The 18,440-nt window shown below is 42.3% G+C and carries 15 protein-coding genes; 6 read left to right on the plus strand and 9 right to left on the minus strand.

The features are described 5' to 3' along the window. Positions 1–86: 86 nt before the first annotated feature. A complete protein-coding gene (gene glpT / locus A4G17_RS02180; RefSeq protein WP_123957030.1) occupies positions 87–1,532 on the minus strand; it encodes a glycerol-3-phosphate transporter in 1,446 nt (481 codons plus the stop codon). A 259-nt stretch (positions 1,533–1,791) separates the two neighbouring features. Between glpT and glpA the strand changes: the two genes are divergently transcribed. From glpA to glpC, 3 genes are read left to right on the plus strand one after another with little or no spacing between them, the layout of a single operon-like run. Further along, a complete protein-coding gene (glpA, locus tag A4G17_RS02185) occupies positions 1,792–3,483 on the plus strand; it encodes an anaerobic glycerol-3-phosphate dehydrogenase subunit A (RefSeq protein WP_123957031.1) in 1,692 nt (563 codons plus the stop codon). After that, entirely contained in the window at positions 3,473–4,756 is a 1,284-nt protein-coding gene (gene glpB / locus A4G17_RS02190; RefSeq protein ID WP_123957086.1) for a glycerol-3-phosphate dehydrogenase subunit GlpB, read from the plus strand. The genes glpA and glpB overlap by 11 nt, the downstream gene beginning before the upstream one ends. A 27-nt stretch (positions 4,757–4,783) precedes the next feature. After that, positions 4,784–6,058, plus strand: coding sequence for an anaerobic glycerol-3-phosphate dehydrogenase subunit GlpC (glpC, locus tag A4G17_RS02195; protein WP_123957032.1), 1,275 nt, complete (start codon positions 4,784–4,786; stop codon positions 6,056–6,058). Between the two features lie 84 nt (positions 6,059–6,142). Here the strand turns inward: glpC and A4G17_RS02200 are convergent, their stop codons facing one another. The 6 genes from A4G17_RS02200 to A4G17_RS02225 form a co-directional block, all read right to left on the minus strand. Next, positions 6,143–8,944: a lactoferrin/transferrin family TonB-dependent receptor gene (locus tag A4G17_RS02200; RefSeq protein WP_123957033.1), complete on the minus strand. Its 2,802-nt coding sequence runs from the start codon at positions 8,942–8,944 to the stop codon at positions 6,143–6,145. 11 nt (positions 8,945–8,955) lie between these two features. Then, entirely contained in the window at positions 8,956–10,674 is a 1,719-nt protein-coding gene (locus tag A4G17_RS02205; RefSeq protein ID WP_123957034.1) for a transferrin-binding protein-like solute binding protein, read from the minus strand. A 15-nt stretch (positions 10,675–10,689) separates the two neighbouring features. After that, a complete protein-coding gene (locus A4G17_RS02210) occupies positions 10,690–11,097 on the minus strand; it encodes an ExbD/TolR family protein (RefSeq protein ID WP_123957035.1) in 408 nt (135 codons plus the stop codon). A 3-nt stretch (positions 11,098–11,100) separates the two neighbouring features. Further along, entirely contained in the window at positions 11,101–11,769 is a 669-nt protein-coding gene (locus tag A4G17_RS02215) for a MotA/TolQ/ExbB proton channel family protein (protein ID WP_123957036.1), read from the minus strand. Positions 11,770–11,796: 27 nt separating this feature from the next. Next, positions 11,797–12,504, minus strand: a complete 708-nt coding sequence (locus A4G17_RS02220) for an energy transducer TonB (protein WP_236941020.1) — start codon at positions 12,502–12,504, stop codon at positions 11,797–11,799. A gap of 425 nt (positions 12,505–12,929) precedes the next feature. Then, positions 12,930–13,289, minus strand: coding sequence for a winged helix-turn-helix transcriptional regulator (locus A4G17_RS02225; RefSeq protein ID WP_123957037.1), 360 nt, complete (start codon positions 13,287–13,289; stop codon positions 12,930–12,932). 149 nt (positions 13,290–13,438) lie between these two features. Here A4G17_RS02225 and A4G17_RS02230 point away from each other — a divergent pair, with 149 nt between their 5' ends. Together A4G17_RS02230 and A4G17_RS02235 are read left to right on the plus strand one after the other, a co-directional pair. After that, positions 13,439–13,672 carry a DUF896 domain-containing protein gene (locus A4G17_RS02230; protein WP_123957038.1) on the plus strand — a complete coding sequence of 78 codons (234 nt, stop codon included), beginning with the start codon at positions 13,439–13,441 and terminating at the stop codon, positions 13,670–13,672. 32 nt (positions 13,673–13,704) lie between these two features. Next, positions 13,705–14,580 (plus strand): pirin family protein, encoded by an 876-nt coding sequence (locus A4G17_RS02235; protein WP_207948561.1) that lies wholly within the window; start codon positions 13,705–13,707, stop codon positions 14,578–14,580. Between the two features lie 83 nt (positions 14,581–14,663). Here the strand turns inward: A4G17_RS02235 and aldA are convergent, their stop codons facing one another. Further along, positions 14,664–16,109, minus strand: coding sequence for an aldehyde dehydrogenase (gene aldA, locus A4G17_RS02240; RefSeq protein ID WP_123957039.1), 1,446 nt, complete (start codon positions 16,107–16,109; stop codon positions 14,664–14,666). A 366-nt stretch (positions 16,110–16,475) separates the two neighbouring features. Here aldA and A4G17_RS02245 point away from each other — a divergent pair, with 366 nt between their 5' ends. After that, entirely contained in the window at positions 16,476–17,291 is an 816-nt protein-coding gene (locus tag A4G17_RS02245; RefSeq protein ID WP_236941021.1) for an alpha/beta hydrolase, read from the plus strand. Between the two features lie 204 nt (positions 17,292–17,495). Here the strand turns inward: A4G17_RS02245 and A4G17_RS02250 are convergent, their stop codons facing one another. After that, entirely contained in the window at positions 17,496–18,440 is a 945-nt protein-coding gene (locus A4G17_RS02250) for an ABC transporter substrate-binding protein (protein WP_123957041.1), read from the minus strand.

Genomic DNA, 18,440 nt, shown 5'->3' on the forward strand with positions numbered 1-18,440 from the left:
CTTACATTTGCAAAACTTTTTGCGGAACTGACCGCTTGTAAACAAAAAGGGATATGCTTTTTTGCATATCCCTTTGCAATTAAAAATTAGTTACCGTAAGTATCACCAATTTTTGCTTTATGTTTACTTTCTTCAATCATTGTAATAAACATTAACAGAATGGCTAACACACCACCGGCAATCATCACGTAGAAACCGCCGTCCCAGCCATAGTATTCAGCAGCCCAACCAACCACCGCTGATGCAGAAACGGTACCACCAAGGTAGCCAAATAGCCCTGTGAAGCCTGCTGCGGTACCTGCTGCTTTTTTCGGTGCAAGTTCAAGAGCGTGTAAGCCAATAAGCATTACAGGACCATAGATTAAGAAACCAATAGTGGTCATTAAAATGAAGTCCATTAATTGATATGGGTTTTCATACCAAGCGTGACCTGCATATTGAGCCAATTCATTTTCTGGTGTTGCTGGATTTAACCATAAGGCTACAACCGCAGCGGTGGTTAAAATCATAAAGATGAAGCCTGTTAAACCACGTTTACCTTTGAACACTTTATCCGATACCCAACCACATAATAATGTACCTGGAATTGCCGCTAACTCATAAATGGTATATGCCCAAGCTGTCCCTTTAATGTTGAAGTGTTTTACTTCACCTAAGTAAACTGGTGACCATTTCAATACACCATAACGAATTAAGTAAACGAAGACGTTAGCGATAGCGATGTACCATAACAATTTGTTTTTCAACACATAAGTCACGAAGATCTCTTTTGCTGTTAAATCATGCTCGTAGGTTTTTTCGTTATAGTCATCTGGGTAGTCATTACGCCATTTTTCGATTGGCGGTAAACCACAAGATTGTGGGGTATCTTTCATTACAAAATAAATCGGAATGGCGGCGATCATCGCTGCAATACCTGGATAGTAAAGGGCTTCTTGCCATACATCTTTTGCTGTTGCTTCAACACCATGGGTAGAGAAATACAACGCACTTGCAAGTAACACCATCGCACCTGGAACCATTCCCCCTAAGTTGTGAGCGGTATTCCAAATAGACACAATAGAACCCCGTTCAGATTTAGACCACCAGTGAACCATTGTGCGTCCGCATGGTGGCCACCCCATACCTTGGAACCAACCATTTAAGAAGATTAACGCGAACATTACCGCAATACCTGAAGTTGCCCAAGGCATTAACCCCATCATAGTCATACAGAGACCAGAGAGTAAAAGACCAAATGGTAAGAAAACTTTTGGATTTGAGCGGTCAGAAATTGACGCCATAAAGAACTTAGATAAACCATAAGCTAAACCAGCACCTGTACCGATAATACCCAGTTCAGCTTTGTTATACATACCTGCTTCAATCAAACCTTTTTGGGCTAAATCAAAGTTAGCACGCACAAAATAATAAGCGGCATAACCAAAGAAAATCCCTGCAAACACTTGCCAACGCAAGCGTTTATACGTGGAATCTATCTTGTCCGCAGGAAGCTCCGGAATATGCGGAGCGGGTTTAAATGGACCAAACATAAGAAACTCCAAAACAAAAGGTAAAAGAAAAATGTTCATTTCTGAACCTGCCACGCAAATAATAAATTTTTTAGATAATTTTCAAAGCACTAATCTTTAATTTTGTGAGCCAATTCACAAAAATTGTGTACATATGTGAAATATGTCACAAATTTACTTTCTTTTTCGATCATTTTATTGTTGATTAATGTTGTTTAACGCTAAAATATTTTCGTTTTACAATGATTTTGATGATTTTTTAATTAATTGTGGGGGAGCTATGAATATATCACCTCAAATATATCGCAATGCTGCTGACTTTTCGCCACAAAGCACCGACGTGATCATTATCGGTGGTGGAGCAACAGGGGCGGGGATTGCCCGAGACTGTGCGTTGCGAGGCATCAACTGTATTTTGCTGGAACGCAGAGATATTGCCACTGGGGCGACTGGACGTAACCATGGTTTGTTGCACAGTGGGGCACGTTATGCCGTCAAAGATCGTGAATCCGCCGAGGAGTGCATTATCGAAAATCGCATTCTGCGTAAAATTGCTCGCCACTGTATTGATGAAACCGAAGGGCTTTTCATCACTCTGCCTGAAGATGACATCAACTACCAAAAAACCTTCCTCGATGCTTGTGCCGCCTCGGATATTGAAGCGGTTGCGATTGATCCGAAATTAGCCAAAATAATGGAACCGTCTGTCAATCCTGATTTAATCGGAGCTGTAGTGGTGCCAGATGGCTCAATTGACCCTTTCCGCTTAACCGCTTCCAATATGTTAGATGCGACCGAAAATGGTGCAAAAGTATTCACTTACTGCGAAGTGAAGGGCTTAATTCGCGAAGGTGGCAAAGTGATCGGCGTAAATGTGTATGATCACAAAAACCGCATCGACCGCCAATTTTTCGCTCCCATTGTGGTCAATGCCAGCGGTATTTGGGGACAAGGCATTGCCGAATATGCCGATCTTAAGATCCGAATGTTCCCAGCGAAAGGCGCATTGCTCGTCATGGGGCACCGCATCAACAAAATGGTGATTAATCGCTGCCGCAATCCAGCCGATGCTGACATACTCGTGCCGGGCGATACCATCAGTGTAATCGGCACGACTTCGAGTCGCATTCCCTACGATCAAATCGATAATATGATCGTGACCCCTGAAGAAGTGGATATTCTATTCCGTGAAGGTGAAAAGCTCGCACCAAGCCTTCGCCATACCCGTGTGCTCCGGGCATATGCGGGGGTGCGTCCGCTGGTAGCAAGCGATGATGATCCGTCTGGTCGTAACGTCAGCCGTGGCATCGTCTTGCTTGACCACCAAGAGCGAGACGGCTTAGAAGGCTTTATCACCATCACGGGCGGTAAATTGATGACCTACCGTTTAATGGCTGAATGGGCAACGGATCTGGTTTGCAAAAAACTAAACAAAACCACTCGCTGTACCACCGCCGAACGAGCCTTACCCGGCTCAAGCGAAAGCCGTGCGGAAACCAACAGTAAAGTGATTTCGTTGCCAAGCACCATTCGTTATTCGGCAGTGTATCGCCATGGTTCTCGTGCCACTCGCTTGCTGGATAAAGAACGACTGGATCGCTCACTGGTATGCGAATGCGAAGCGGTTACCGCTGGTGAAGTGCGTTATGCCGTCGATGAATTAAGCGTCAATAACTTAGTCGATCTCCGCCGCCGCACTCGTGTGGGAATGGGCACTTGCCAAGCAGAACTTTGTGCCTGTCGCGCTGCAGGGTTGATGACTCGCTTTAATGTTGCCACGCCACGCCAATCTACTACGCAGCTTGCCTCTTTTATGGAAGAGCGTTGGCGGGGCATTGAGCCAATTGCATGGGGCGATGCCATTCGAGAAGCGGAATTTACCAGTTGGATCTATTACAGCCTACTCGGTTTGAATGATGTTCAACCGCTTGAACAACAAGCACAGCAGGGGACAGATGACAATGAATTTTGATGTAGTGATTATTGGTGGGGGCTTAGCTGGACTCACCTGTGGGATTGCCCTCCAAGAAAAAGGCAAGAAATGCGTAATTATCAATAATGGGCAAGCAGCCATTGATTTTAGCTCTGGCTCAATGGATCTGCTTGGTCAACTACCTAGCGGACGAAAAATCCTATCCTTAGAGCAAAATTACACCGCACTTTATCAACAACTACCGCAACATCCATATTGCTTGATTGGAAAAGAAAAGACTTTCGCAAAAGCACAACAATTTGAACAATTAGCCGCCTCTCTCAACCTTGATTTAGTCGGTTCACATTTGCAAAATCATCTGCGGATCACACCGCTTGGAGGGTTGCGTTCAACATGGCTTTCACCTAATAGTGTTCCGACCGTGCAAGGTAACGAGCCTTTTGCCTATCAAAAAATTGCGGTGCTAGGCATTGAAGGTTACCACGATTTCCAGCCACAGCTATTGGCAGACAACCTCAAACAGACTCCATCATTCGCCCATTGCGAACTTAGCACTGCTTATTTACACATCCCAGAGTTAGACCAGCTACGTGATAACGCCCGCGAATTCCGCAGTGTGAATATCGCTCAACTGTTGGAACACAAACTGGCATTTGCGGATTTGGTCAAAGAAATTCAGCAAGCCAGCCAAGGTGCCGAAGCCATTTTCCTGCCCGCTTGTTTTGGTTTGGACGATCAAAGTTTCTTCAACGCACTGAAACAAGCGGTCGGTTTGGCGATTTTTGAACTGCCAACCTTGCCACCCTCTCTGCTTGGTATTCGTCAACACAAACAGTTACGTGCCAGATTTGAACAACTCGGTGGCTTGATGCTCAACGGCGATAAAGCCTTGAAAGCCAAATTTGATAACGGCAAAGTGAGCCACATTTACACCCAATTGCATCAGCAAGATCCAATTGTGGCAGAGCATTTTGTATTAGCCACAGGCAGCTACTTCAGTAACGGCTTAGTGGCGGAGTTTGAACAGATTTTTGAGCCGATTTTCCATAGCGATATCATCGGTTGCAAAACGTTTGATAAAACTGACCGCTTGTCATGGACGGCAAACCGCTTCTCCGCCCCGCAACCGTATCAATCGGCAGGTGTGGCAATCAACTCCCGCTGCCAAGTGCAAAAAGAAGGTGAGTTTGTGCCAAACCTCTATGCTATTGGCAACGTTCTCGGCGGTTTCAACAGCCTTGAACTCGGCTGTGGATCAGGTGTAGCTGTGGTCACTGCATTGACGGTGGCAGATGAAATTTTGAAGGGATAACAAATTCCACATTGTGGGAGAAATATTATGAATAACATTCAACGTTTAATCGAACAAGCTCAACAAAATCTGAATCCTGCAATGGTGCATCAAAGCTTTGATGAAAGTTTTGAAAGCTGCATAAAATGCACCGCTTGCACAGCAGTTTGCCCTGTTTCTCGCCAAAATCCAGCGTACCCAGGTCCGAAACAGTCAGGGCCTGACGGAGAGCGATTGCGGTTGAAAAGTGCAGATTTGTATGATGAAGCACTGAAATATTGCACCAACTGCAAACGGTGTGAAATTGCCTGCCCGTCTGATGTGAAAATCGGCGACATTATCGTGCGTGCCAGAAATAAACATCTCGACCGCCAAAACAAACCATTGATGCATAAATTACGGGATGCGGTACTGAGCAATACCGATATAATGGGGAAACTCAATACACCATTCGCCCCAATTGTGAATACCATTACTGGGCTCAAAGCAACCAAATTCCTGCTCGAAAAAACGTTAAATGTCAGCCGCCATCGTACTTTACCGAAATATGCTTTCGGTTCATTCCGCAACTGGTATCTGAAAAAAGAAGCTGAACGCCAACGACGGTATAAAGACAAAATTGCCTACTACCACGGCTGTTATGTCAACTACAACAACCCACAGCTTGGCAAAGAATTAATTGATGTGTTTAATGCAATGGACATTGGTGTGGTGCTACTTGAAAAAGAGAAATGTTGCGGCTTACCATTGGCAGTGAACGGCTTCCCTGAAAAAGCCAAAACCTTGGCGAAATTCAATTTGAAAGAGTTGGAAAAAGTGGTTGAGAAAGCCTTAGATGTGGTCGGTACATCTTCCAGCTGTACGATGAACTTACGAGATGAATATCACCACGTTCTCGGCATGGATAACGCCGCCATTCGCCCACACGTGAATATTGTCACTCGCTATCTCTATCAACTTTTCAACGAAGGTCGCAAGCCAAAATTTAAATCAATGCCGCTGCGGGTGGCATATCACACCGCTTGCCACGTTGATAAAGCAGGCTGGGCACCTTATACGCTAGATGTGTTGCGTCACATTCCTGATTTAGATATTGTGATGCTGCCATCACAATGCTGTGGTATTGCGGGCACTTACGGCTTCAAAGCGGAAAACTACGATGTTTCCCAAGCTATAGGCAACCCACTATTCAACCACATCAATAACGGTGGCTTTGATTTTGTGGTATCTGAATGCGAAACGTGCAAATGGCAGATTGATATGTCCACCAATCTTACCTGCTTACACCCGATCACCTTGCTCTCAATGGCATTGGTGAAGTAACAACAAGCGGTCAGTTTCTTGTCGAAATTTGCAAAAACAAAGGGGAAACGCACGTTTCCCCTTTCATTTTTTATACGCTGATCATTAGAACTTCATTTCCACAGAGAGCGTAAAGTTTCTGCCTGGTGCAGCAAAACGCTCATAATTTGTGACCGCTTTTTGGCTATTTAAGGCATTAATAGATGACTGGCGAACCGATTCCCAAGTGGTATAACGAGTATTGAAGACATTGTAAATACCCGCTCTCAATGTTAGGAACTCTTTTACATTCACATAGCCAACTAAGTCATAAATACGCCAAGGTTTTGTGCGTTTTTTAGTAGATTGTTCCGCATAAACACGCTCACCGTGTTCTACCGTTCCAATTAACTCCGCATTACTTTTTCCTTTTGAATAGGTCATAGAACCAAGGATTCCCCATTTATCATTTGGATCATCATAACCTAACCCAATGATATAGCGAGAAGGTTGTAATGAATCCAATAATGGGCTTTGAATATGGGTGTAATTCGGCTTGTTTTTCACTTTCTTCGGCTTAATGCGGTTGTAAGCGAGAGAAGTGTAAATGCCTTCTGGAACTTTTTCCCAAACACCATTCCAGTCAATTTTGCCTAGCAAGTTAATCCCTGTGAGTTCGATTTCTTGTGCATTGTGGTAGCCATAGCTAAACACGTTTCCAGCATCAAGCCCTCGGATCTTCGCTAGAGTAATCATATCTTTATAGGTATTTTTGAAGTAACTCGTCTCAAGTGTTCCAAAATCACCTCTAAAGGTAATGCCGACTTCTTGGTTAAAGGCTTTTTCAGGATCGAGTTTACTCACATACTGTGCATCATCATCACGACCACGCTCTAAGCCCGGTGTGCGTAAACCAAATTGCTCTTGGAAACTTGGTACACGGAAGCCTGTCGAGACACGATAGGAAAGTGACATATAATCCGTCGGTTTAGCAACGATACCCGCATTCCAAGAGAAGGTTTTGTAAGAACCTTTGCCTGTCCATTTATCATTTGATTTCATTTGATGATAGTCATAACGTGCACCAACCCCAAAATCAATATACTTACCTAAACTCATATGATCACGTAGCGCTAGATAGTAATTATGCCCTGTAATGTGGCGAGTATAGCAATCTGTTAAACCTGAAGGTTTTTCCCAATTACAGAGCTGCTTGGTCACAATTTGCTCTTTTTCTCTGCGATAAATATAGGGGCTATCAAAAGTCCCACGACCCAATAATGTTTTCCATTCAAAGCCTGCATACTGTTCAAAGAAATCACTGCGAGCTAAGCTAGACTTAAACTTATCGAAACCGGTTAATACCCCTAATTTATGTTTGGTAAATCCAAGCTTGACGGTTTTATCCAACTCAAGTCTAACGACATCGTGCTTCTCGGTATAAACATTATGTTCGGCTTGATAGTAAGACCAAGGCTTATCTAAACTTGGTAAGCAATGTTTATCCACGGTTGGATACGCAGAACAATGTTTTTGATGCAAGAAGTTATCAATCACAATTTTCTGCTTATCCGCACTTAAAGTAAGATTATCCACAACCCCATCTTTTTCGGGATTCATATAGCGATAGACTAAACCTGAACGTATTTTTGTATGCTCTTCATCAATAAATTGTGTACGAGACCAACGTAACCCTATCGCTAACGGACGGAAATACTCTTTACGGAATGCTAGACCATCTAAAATATTATTCCCTTCATAAATGCCTGTATTTGGATTTGGTGAAAGATTACGCTGTACATCTGCATTCGTAAAATATTTGGGTACTGCCATATCCTGAATATCATACTGCTGCTTGGTATGTTCAAAAATAGTGCCAAGATAGTGTTTAGGGGTAAATTGATAGCCTAATCTAACTAACCAAGAATCCGTTTTATAATCCATTGGATTCGGTTTAACTCTACCTTCACCCGTATATTCATTACCGCTTACCGTTTCGATTGGATGAACCATCGCCAGATAGTTTTTCTCCTCAGCAGCACTCAATGCGGGTACTTCTCGGCGAGTAGGAGGAGTTGCTCTCGTCATTCTTACACCTGGCTTAGGCTGGCAATCTAAGGTTTTACACTCACTTTCAATTAAAAACCAATCGTATTTTGCTCTTTCATCAAGCGTATGTGAAAGCTGATACTCGTTTAAATAGCCTGAAACACGTTGAATCGTTTGAGAGCGGCTACCCGCATCTTTATGAACTTGTAATTCTTTCCCTTTACGATGGGTATAAACGACTAACGCATCAAAGCCATTGTGCTCTGCTGCAAAAGCAAGTGAGTTGGTAAACTGCTTATTCTTACTGCTATAAGCACTTTTACTATTTAGCCCCCAACTTTGCCCAGGCTTGATAATATCTTTTGCTTCTTTGGTTCTAAAACCGACCGCTCCCCCTAAAGAGCCGCTACCGTATTCTGCAGAACTCGCTCCTTTACTAATTTCGATAGAGCGAATATTCTCATATTCAATTTCATTGATCGCACCACTTCCACCAGATGAGCGAAGTACATCATAGGATTGAATCTGCGGAAGACCATCAACCACTAACGCAACACGGTTCTTATCCACACCACGAATCGAATAACCCGCTGATGCACCTCGACCTTGCTCAACCACAGAAATACCCGGATCATAACGAGTGAGATCTCGAATTCCTAAAATCTGCTCTTTATTGATAGAATCAACATTTTTTACTAATTTACCTAAGCCAGTGACTTCATTTTCCTTACGGTGAATTTTTTTCTTCACCCCTGTAACAGTCACATCGCTTAGTGTAGTAATTTTTTCTTGACTTTCATCCGCTTGCACAACACCAACTAAACAGCTTGAAAAAAGTGCGACGCTAATTAAATTTAACTTAAATACAGATTGCTTCATGGCATACCTCATTATTCATTTGCTTGGCGTTTTGCGCCAAAAACAACGCCCACTTTTGATGCTTCACTGTGGAAAGAACCACCTAATTCCGATGCATCTTTGCCGAAGAATCCGCCTTTGACATCAACATTCTGAATATGAACAATGCGTGAACTATTTGTTGCCGCAGGATCAAGGTTGAAGCCATCTTTTCCTGTTGATGCCTTACCATTAAATCCATTTCCATCTAAAGAGCCATGAATAATAAAAGTTGGGTTGATACGTTCTTCCGCCGTTAATTTACCCGCAATTTTTTTACTGCCAAAATCAACTTCAAACTCCGCTCGGCTTCCACCATTTTGGTTTCCTGCCGACGTACTCCATACCGCACTATCCGAGATATAACCTTCCCAAGTTCCTTTGTAATTTACTTCTCCCGAGGTTGGCATTTCTTTTGTTGCTGTTCTTTCACCTTGTAAGAAATAATTTGCTTGGTTATTGACACCAATATTACCGAATTTGACATAATCTAAATTGCTACAACAGATCACTATTTTAGTGCCGTCTTTTTTATCCGTTTTATAACTTACAAAAGTATCTTTATTCGTAGCAATATCATACTCTTTACCATCAATAATTAGTTTATCGATATTACCGAACGTATTGAGATCGTTAGCCTTAAAATTATCTAAAGGAATATAAACCGCATCGTATTGTTTCTCGACTTTTTCACCTTCTGTTTTCGCACGCTTTCCAGCAAATACAGCGAATAAAGAATAATCATTTGCTAAGAATTTCCCTGCTAACTCTTCGGAGTTTGGTCCGTAGAACCCCCCTTCTAGGTAGTTGGAATCCTGTTTAAATGCTTCATTATTTTTATCATTAGCAATCGCTTTTCCTTTAAAGCGGTTTCCTACAATGTCAGCTGATATCGTATAACGAAGAAGATGTGCTTGTTCAGGGTTATTATTATTTACCTCAGTATGCTTATATAGCTTGCCAGAGAGTTTTTTGGTGCCAAAATCAACATCAAACTCACTTGTATGTCCAATTTTATTACCATCTTTCTGATTATGAACACGATCATCAAAAGAAGATGCCCCAGCAAAATCACCTGGACGGTAAATACCCGGGTTAAAGCCTGAACCATCAAAATTACGTCCGTCTTTTGCATCTGTTACAAAATCCCACGTCCCTTGGTAAGTTGCCTTCAATGTTGCAGGTACTGCGGTTGAAGGGTTTGTTCCATGGTAATAAACATAACCGTAAGGCCCCACCTTAAATATTCCCTCTCGAAAGCGTCTATCCGTCCAACCTATATTTGCTACATAGCCTGATTTCACATACTCCGTATTTCTTTCCGCACTTGCTTTACCCGTATTCGTATGGGTATAAATTACAACCGCATTATCTGACGATTTTTTTACCTCATCTAAATGAGGAACGTCATTATTATTTTGATTCAAGGCAACAATGCTTTCCGTATTCAATGAAACGTGTACATCTTTATTTTTAGGATGACGATTTCTCACAGGAATCTTCACTTCATACCCTAATGCAGGACGCATAATGCCTTCTGCTTCTTCAGCTTTTACTCTTGGCGTGGTACTGATATCTTTTGAGCTCCCCTTAGTAACGCCCGGTTTTTCAACCTCAACATCATCTACACCAAAACTACCTTTTGTGCCGCCACAGGCTGCAAGCATTGAAGAGATCACAACCGCTAACGTTGTTTTTACTGCATACTTCATAAGAAACCTCTTGTCTTATTTCACTTCCGTTACAAATCCGATTTTTTTCAAGCCTGACTGTTGAGCAAGTTCTAACACCTTCACAACATAGCGATACTCGACGGCAACATCAGCAGAAATTGCCACAACGGCATCTTTATCTTCTTGAAACTGTTGAATAAGTTGAGTTTTTAACTCATCTTCTGAAACAAGCTGTTCACCGATATACGTTCCTGATTGATTGATGGCAATACGCATCACTTTCTTCGGCTCAGATTGTTTTTCAATGCTTGACGTTGGTAGCTCAAGAGGAATAGATTGGGTTAAAACAGGCATTGTGATCATAAATACAATCAACAACACTAACATGACATCAACCAAGGGGGTAACGTTAATGTCTGACATCACACCGCCAGATTCTTTCTCAAATGATCCAAATGCCATTTTTTAGCCCTCTGTTTTGTTGAGTAAGAACACATAAAGATCGTGTGCAAACGCATCTAAATCTTGGGATAAATTACGATTTAAGCGAGTAATGGCGTTATAAGCTAATACTGCTGGAATCGCTACAAATAACCCCATTGCCGTTGCGACAAGAGCCTCACCAATTGGTGCAGACACTGTTGCAATACTCACTTGCCCCTGCTGGCTAATATCCATTAAGGCATTAAAAATACCCCATACTGTTCCAAATAAACCGATAAAAGGAGCAACCGCACCAATGGAAGCTAAAGTAACTAATCCACCATCAAACTGACGTAATACTTGGCTCATCGCATTGCGAATATTTAACGTTAAGAAGTCTTTCAAAGAGAGTTGTGATTGTAAGCCTGAAAGTTTATCTTTTTGATTGATGTAGGTTTGGTAACTTGGTAAAACCTCTTTCAAAATACGAGCAATAACTGAACTGTCTTTAGTAATATTTTGTTGAGCTTCGCTCAAATGTTGAGATTGCCAAAAAGTGGCTAAGGTTTTTTTATTGCGACTTTTCACGCTCATCATACGTGTTAAACGAATAAAAATAATGCTCCAAGAAATTACACTCATCAGTACCAATATCCCGAATGAGATAGAAAGTACCATGTCCTGATGTTTAAAAATGTCAATTAAGTTCATATAAAACCTCTCAAAAACGAAATTAAATTATGCAGCACTGCCACATTTAAAATTCATCGTAAAAATAACTAAACCTGCAACGGCTTTACCATTTGATCTAGCAGGGCTATAAATATGGGAAGATGCTATTCTTTTTGCCTGATTATCCAAACGCTTAATGCCAGATGGACCAATGACCTCCACGCTAGAAGCTTTACCACTTTCAGCAACAGCTACTTTTAATTTAACCGAACCTTCATCATCGGCCTCATCAGAAATATCCGAACAACGCCCAACCATTGCTTTACCATACCCAGCCCCAAGGCTGGCATTGGTATGCCCATTTCCTTGCGTAGCGCTACTACCTGCAACCCCATTCTCCTTACCGATAGGACCTTCAGCTGTTGGTTTTCCTTGGGAAGCGGTCGGTTTTTCTGCTTTTTTTGCAACTTTCACCTCTTTCTTCTCTTTTGGTTTTTTCTCTGCCTTTTTAGGTTTAGGTTCTGGTTTCTTTTTCGGGGGTTCGACTTTTGGTGGTGGCTCAATTTTGGGTTCTTCCTTAACCAAATCAGCAACTGGCTCAGGTACTTCAGTCGTAGTAATTTCTTCCTTAACAACAGGTTCGGGCTCTGGTTCAGGCTCAGGCTCAGGTTCTGGTGCTACCTCAACACTCGGTGCCTCCACACCGAGATTAACTTCAACCATTTGTAAATTACTGATCTCATCAAACTCTAAGGTATTAAAAGGAATTTGCATCAGCCCCCAAGCGAGTAACACATGTAAACAAGTAACGAATGTTGTTATAAGAATAGAATGCACTCTATTTCTCATTATGTTTTATCTCATAGAAGGTTGTATATTTAAGAATTTACTTATATAAGGTAATAAAGAAAGGAAATAAGCAAACAAAAATACAAATAACAATAATTATCATATTATCTCAAATGTATTTTTGCTTGTAAAGGTATGTAAACAGAAACTAGATGTGCGGTATTATGTCGCCATCGCACAATCACAAATAAGATCAAAAAAGCGATGCCTCCTAATACTAAGTAATACTAAGTAAGGACGAAGCACTAATTCGTTTATAAAACTCAGTAGCTTGCACTCACTCAATAGCATTTGCGAAGTAAACACAAGCGGTCAGTTTTTGCAAAATTTTGCAAGGAAGTGACCGCTTGTTATGCCCCTTTCTTGTGTTTCAAACACTCCACCGCATAACGTTGCCCCCATTCAAACATCGCTTCAATCACTGGCATCAAGGTAGAACCAAATTCCGTGAGTGAATACTCTACTTTTGGTGGTACTTGGGGATAAACTTCACGATGAACGATACCGTCCATTTCTAATTCACGTAATTGCAAGGTGAGCATCCGCTGTGTCACCTTCGGTAATAGCCGTTGCAACTCGTTAAAACGGCGAGTTTGGCTGTTTAAGTGATACAAAATCAACACTTTCCATTTCCCGCCAATAATTTCTAATGTGGTGCTAACAGGGCAACAAACGGATTGATGTTCAAGGCTTTCTGGTTTTTCTTTCATTGTCTTTCTCCCATTATTTTTTCACGTCTTTTACAGTATCAAAAATGTGCGTACTTGTAATTAGGTTTGTACATCATATAATACATACAACAAAACGAAATGCTAGTGAAAATTAGCAAAATTAAATGAAGATAACCAAGGAGCAAACGATGCGTATCGCAGAATTAGATCGAATCAATGAACTGGCACGTAAAGCCAAAACGGTTGGCTTGAGTAGTGATGAAATCGCAGAGCGTGCCACTTTACGTCAAGCCTATCTCAGCCAAATTCGCGGCCAAGTGGTGAATATTATGTCCACAGTAACCGTACTAGATAGTGAAGGGAATGACGTTACCCCCGCAAAATTACGTGAAATGCAAGCTGTGGGTATGCAACTTCACTAAAAATTCACCAATTGAAAACAAAGGATTTTATTATGCGTAATGTGAAAAAAGTTTATCAAGCAAATAGCCAACACTGGGTTGGCGATGGTTTCTTAGTACAACCACTTTTCTCTCATATGGGTGAAGATCGTGGCACCAATCCATTCTTAATGTTGGATTATGCGGCACCGTACCACTTCGAGCCAAACCGTCATTATGAAGATCACGCCCACGGCGTGGGCGAGCATCCGCACAAAGGGTTTGAAACGGTGACTATCGCTTACCAAGGCGAAGTAGCTCACCGTGACTCCACCGGTGGCGGCGGCGTGATCAAAGCGGGCGATGTACAATGGATGACCGCAGGTGCGGGCATTATGCACGAAGAGTTTCACTCTGAAGCCTTCAGCAAAAGCGGTGGCACATTTGAAATGGTGCAACTTTGGGTCAATTTGCCTGCAAAAGACAAAAACACCCCACCACGCTATCAACATCTAGCCAAAGAGAACATTCCGGTGATCGCACTTCCAAATGATGCGGGACACGTTCGCATCATTGCGGGTGAAATGGACACAACCAAAGGGGCGGCAGACACATTCACTGAAATGAATGTGTGGGATGTGGTGATCCATGCAGGTAAAGACGCCGTGTTTAACATTCCAGCCAGCCACAGTCTTTCTATGGTGGTATTACGTGGTGATGCCACGTTCAACGGCAAAGACAACGCCAGTGCAGGTCAGTTGGTAAACTTTGAACAAACCAACGGCGAAGTGCGTGTCTCTGCAGGCGATGCGGAAGTGAAAATTTTACTGCTTTCGGGTGTGCCGATTGATGAGCCTGTGGTTGGTTATGGCCCATTCGTCATGAATTCCATTGAAGAAATTCGCCAAGCGATTGATGATTTCAATCGGGGTAAATTCGGACGGATTTAAGTAGATATAGACAACAAGCGGTCAGATCCCGCCAATTTTTTGCAAATTTTTGCTGGGATCTGACCGCTTGTTAGCCCTAAAGGTTAGACCTTATCATCAAACTGCAAGTAAACCACTTGGGTTTGGAGATATTCTTCTAAGCCGTGTTTGCCATCAGCACCGCCAATACCCGATTTCCGCCAGCCTGCGTGGAAGCCCTGCATTGCTTCGAAGTTTTCACGGTTCACATAGGTTTCACCGAATTTCAAACGGGAGATGACTTTCATCGCTTTGTTTAAATTTTGGGTGTAAACGGACGACGTTAAGCCGTATTCACAGTCGTTAGCAAGTTTGATCGCTTCATCAATAGTATCGAATGTGGCAACAGGAATCACTGGCCCAAAAATTTCTGACCGCATAATTTCCATTGAATTGTCCACATTATCAATAATGGTCGGCTCGAAATAGTAGCCCGTGCCTTCGACCACTTTACCACCCATCACCAAACGTCCGCCTTGTTGCAATGAACGTTCAACCAACTCTTTCACTTTAATTAGGCCTTTTTCATTGACGAGCGGCCCCATATCAATGTCATCACGCTCTAATGGATTACCATAACGCACCGCTTGCATTTTTTCAGTGAGTTTCGCCACGAAAGCGTCTTTGATGCTGCGGTGAACGTAAATCCGCTCCGCACAGTTACACACCTGCCCTGAGTTGATCACCCGAGAATTTACCACAGCGGTGGCGGCTAATTCTAAATCAGCATCGTCTAATACAATCGCAGGGGCTTTACCACCAAGCTCTAAGTTCACTTTCACGATGTTTTTGCTTGCGGCTTCCATCACTTTATGCCCTGCTAACTGGCTGCCTGTGAAGGATACCATTCCCACTCTTTCATTAGACGAAAGCTCTGGACCCACTTCGTTACCAAAGCCTGTTACCACGTTGAAAACCCCTTTCGGCAAGCCGATTTTATGCACAATTTCTGCAAACAAAATGGCGTTGTTTGGGGCATCTTCACTCGGTTTGATCACGATTGTATTCCCCGTTACCAAGGCTGGTGCGGTTTTGCGAGCCACAAGGAAGAAAGGGAAGTTCCACGGCAAAATCCCTGTGGTCACACCAATCGCTTTTTTATATAAGAAAATATGCTCATTCGGACGGTCGCTTTGGATGATTTCGCCTTCATAACGGCGAGCCCACTCCGCCATATAATCCAAATAGTCGGCAGTAAAATTCACTTCTACTAACGAGAGAGCCAACGTTTTACCCATTTCTTCGGTGATCGTGCGGGCGATTTCATCAGCTCGTTCACGAATGCCGTTCGCAATCAACCGCAGATATTTACCACGCTCAACGGCAGGCAATCTCTCCCACGCTTCTTGAGCGTTGTCCGCCGCATCAATGGCTCGGATCGCATCAATATCGCTTGAGCGAGGCACCGTCGAAACCACTTGTTCAGTCGCTGGGTTATACACTTCAAAAGTATGACCGTGGGCAGCATCAGTAAATTCGCCATTGATATACATTTGATAAGACTTAACCATAAAATTCTCCTTCGAGTTGAGTGGAAATAGGGTCATTTGCAAAATGTTGTCGGGATCTGACCGCTTGTACTGAGTTATGATTGACCAAAACGGTGACTTTCTAAACAGATTTATTTGATTTGTATCTTTTTAGTTAATTTTTTGTGAACAAAATCACAAAATGGGTGGGGTTGAACGGTAGAAAAATGCCCGATTTTTACACATTCGGTCAAAATCGGGCATTTGTTCTTACAAGTATGTTTATTTCGCCATAAAAAATAATTTTTCCTTTGATTTATCTCAACCTAAATACATTGCTATTTTTTATACCAATACGCATTATGTCGATATAAGCATTACGTTCAATCCATAACATTAAAGGAGTCTATGATGAAAAAGATCATTGGTTTTTCTTGTGTGGTATTCGGTTTATGCTATTCCGCTGGCAGTATGGCATTTGTTGAAAAACAAATAGACGTATTCAGCCCTAGTATGAATAAAAAAGTACCGACGACAGTCGTACTCCCTAACGGCTATTCTGAGGATAAAAAATATAGTGTCATTTATACTTTACATGGTTGGTCTGGCAACCATCGTAATTACCCTGAAAAAACGGCATTAGGAGAATTAGCCGATAAATACCATGTGATTTATGTTTCTACCGATGGCAACTACGACAGCTGGTTTGTAGATAGCGAAGTCAAGCCTGACTCTAAATACCACACCTTTATCGCTAAAGAGTTAGTGCCTTATATTGATCAAAACTATGCGACTATTGCCGCCAAAGAACATCGAGCGATTACCGGACTGAGCATGGGGGGATTTGGTGCTTTGTATATCGGTGTGAATAACCAAGATTTATTTGGCTATATCGGCAGTATGAGTGGCGGCGTTATCCCACAGCAATATCAACATAATTGGGGAATTTCTGCCGTGATCAATAAAAATTGGGAAAATTACAATATCACAGACTTAGCTCATCGTTTTATTTTTAGTAAAACACAAATCATCATCGACTGTGGTATCGATGATTTTTTTATTGAGCCCAATCGAGCTCTCCACAAAAAGCTACTGGATCTCAATGTAAAACACACTTACATCGAAAAACCAGGTTCACACACTTGGGACTATTGGCGTGAATCGATTCACCAACACACTTTCTTCTTCACCGAACATTTCAATAAAGAAGAAGTAAAAAAATAAACATTACCATGCCCCCAACGGCCTAGCCGATTGGGGGCATTATTTTCAATATCAAAAAGCCATTCTATATACATCCAATAACGCTTCCGCAGTACAATTTCTCGGATTGCTAGAGAATCTCCTTCTAAATAATTAGCCAGCAACAGAAGGTTGGAAGCGTAAAAAATGATTAAGAACAGACCGCTGCTTGTCGCCTTTTCTTTATTAGTAAAGAACAGCTTTCGCTTCTTCTGAGTCAATGTTGTCTTTGGTTACATAAACAACACCTGTGTCGATAGTTTTCTCCACTTTTTCACCTTTAATGATTTTACCTACAGAATCAACCCCTTTATAACCCATTTGGTAAGAAGATTGCACCACGATGCCATCTAAGGTTCCATCACGCACGAAGTTTTGTAGGTCTGAGTTACCATCAAAGCCTACTGCAACAATTTTACCCGCAAAGCCTTTTTGTTTAACCGCACGCGCCATACCCACTGCAGTTGGTTCGTTTGCACCGAAGATGGCTGCGATATCTGGGTTAGAACCTAAAACGTCTTCGGTTTGGTTTAATGCAGTAACCATTTCTGAATTAGAGTAGTAAGGCCCTACAATTTTGTATTCTGCTTTCGCTTTTACGGTATCCACGAAGCCACCTGTACGCTCAATTGCAGATTGTGCACCTTGAGTGAACGACATTACCGCTACTTTTCCACCTTTTACTTTAGCCAGTAATTTTTCAGCTGCTAATTTACCTGCTGCACGGTTATCCGTTGCTAAGAATGATTGGTAATATTTGCCATCACTGTTAAGACCTGAGTCGATTAACACGACAGGAATACCACTTTCATAGGCTTTTTTCACTGCTGGAACCAATGCCACTGGATCTGATGGAGCCAATACAATACCTGCAACACCACGGTTAACCGCGTTATCCACCATATTCACTTGAGCATCGATCGCCGTTTCGGACTCAGGACCTTGGAAAGTCACTTTGTACTCACCCATTCCTTTGCCTGCATCATCTGCCCCTTTTTTTACGTTTTGCCAGAAGGTTGAGTTGGCGGATTTTACGATCACCGCAATTTCATTTGATTTTGCCCAAGCAGAGCCAGCGAAAAGGGTAGATAAACCTAAAACGGTTGCTGTTACGATTGCTAATTTTTTCAT

It is taken from the genome of Frederiksenia canicola (assembly GCF_011455495.1).
In the GTDB taxonomy this organism is placed as follows: domain Bacteria; phylum Pseudomonadota; class Gammaproteobacteria; order Enterobacterales; family Pasteurellaceae; genus Frederiksenia; species Frederiksenia canicola.

Coding starts and splice junctions, on each gene's coding strand:
- glpT (WP_123957030.1), bottom strand. CDS start 1,532: ATGTTTGGTCCATTTAAACCCGCTCCGCATATTCCGGAGCTTCCTGCG.
- glpA (WP_123957031.1), top strand. CDS start 1,792: ATGAATATATCACCTCAAATATATCGCAATGCTGCTGACTTTTCGCCA.
- glpB (WP_123957086.1), top strand. CDS start 3,473: ATGAATTTTGATGTAGTGATTATTGGTGGGGGCTTAGCTGGACTCACC.
- glpC (WP_123957032.1), top strand. CDS start 4,784: ATGAATAACATTCAACGTTTAATCGAACAAGCTCAACAAAATCTGAAT.
- A4G17_RS02200 (WP_123957033.1), bottom strand. CDS start 8,944: ATGAAGCAATCTGTATTTAAGTTAAATTTAATTAGCGTCGCACTTTTT.
- A4G17_RS02205 (WP_123957034.1), bottom strand. CDS start 10,674: ATGAAGTATGCAGTAAAAACAACGTTAGCGGTTGTGATCTCTTCAATG.
- A4G17_RS02210 (WP_123957035.1), bottom strand. CDS start 11,097: ATGGCATTTGGATCATTTGAGAAAGAATCTGGCGGTGTGATGTCAGAC.
- A4G17_RS02215 (WP_123957036.1), bottom strand. CDS start 11,769: ATGAACTTAATTGACATTTTTAAACATCAGGACATGGTACTTTCTATC.
- A4G17_RS02220 (WP_236941020.1), bottom strand. CDS start 12,504: ATGCAAATTCCTTTTAATACCTTAGAGTTTGATGAGATCAGTAATTTA.
- A4G17_RS02225 (WP_123957037.1), bottom strand. CDS start 13,289: ATGAAAGAAAAACCAGAAAGCCTTGAACATCAATCCGTTTGTTGCCCT.
- A4G17_RS02230 (WP_123957038.1), top strand. CDS start 13,439: ATGCGTATCGCAGAATTAGATCGAATCAATGAACTGGCACGTAAAGCC.
- A4G17_RS02235 (WP_207948561.1), top strand. CDS start 13,705: ATGCGTAATGTGAAAAAAGTTTATCAAGCAAATAGCCAACACTGGGTT.
- aldA (WP_123957039.1), bottom strand. CDS start 16,109: ATGGTTAAGTCTTATCAAATGTATATCAATGGCGAATTTACTGATGCT.
- A4G17_RS02245 (WP_236941021.1), top strand. CDS start 16,476: ATGATGAAAAAGATCATTGGTTTTTCTTGTGTGGTATTCGGTTTATGC.
- A4G17_RS02250 (WP_123957041.1), bottom strand. CDS start 18,440: ATGAAAAAATTAGCAATCGTAACAGCAACCGTTTTAGGTTTATCTACC.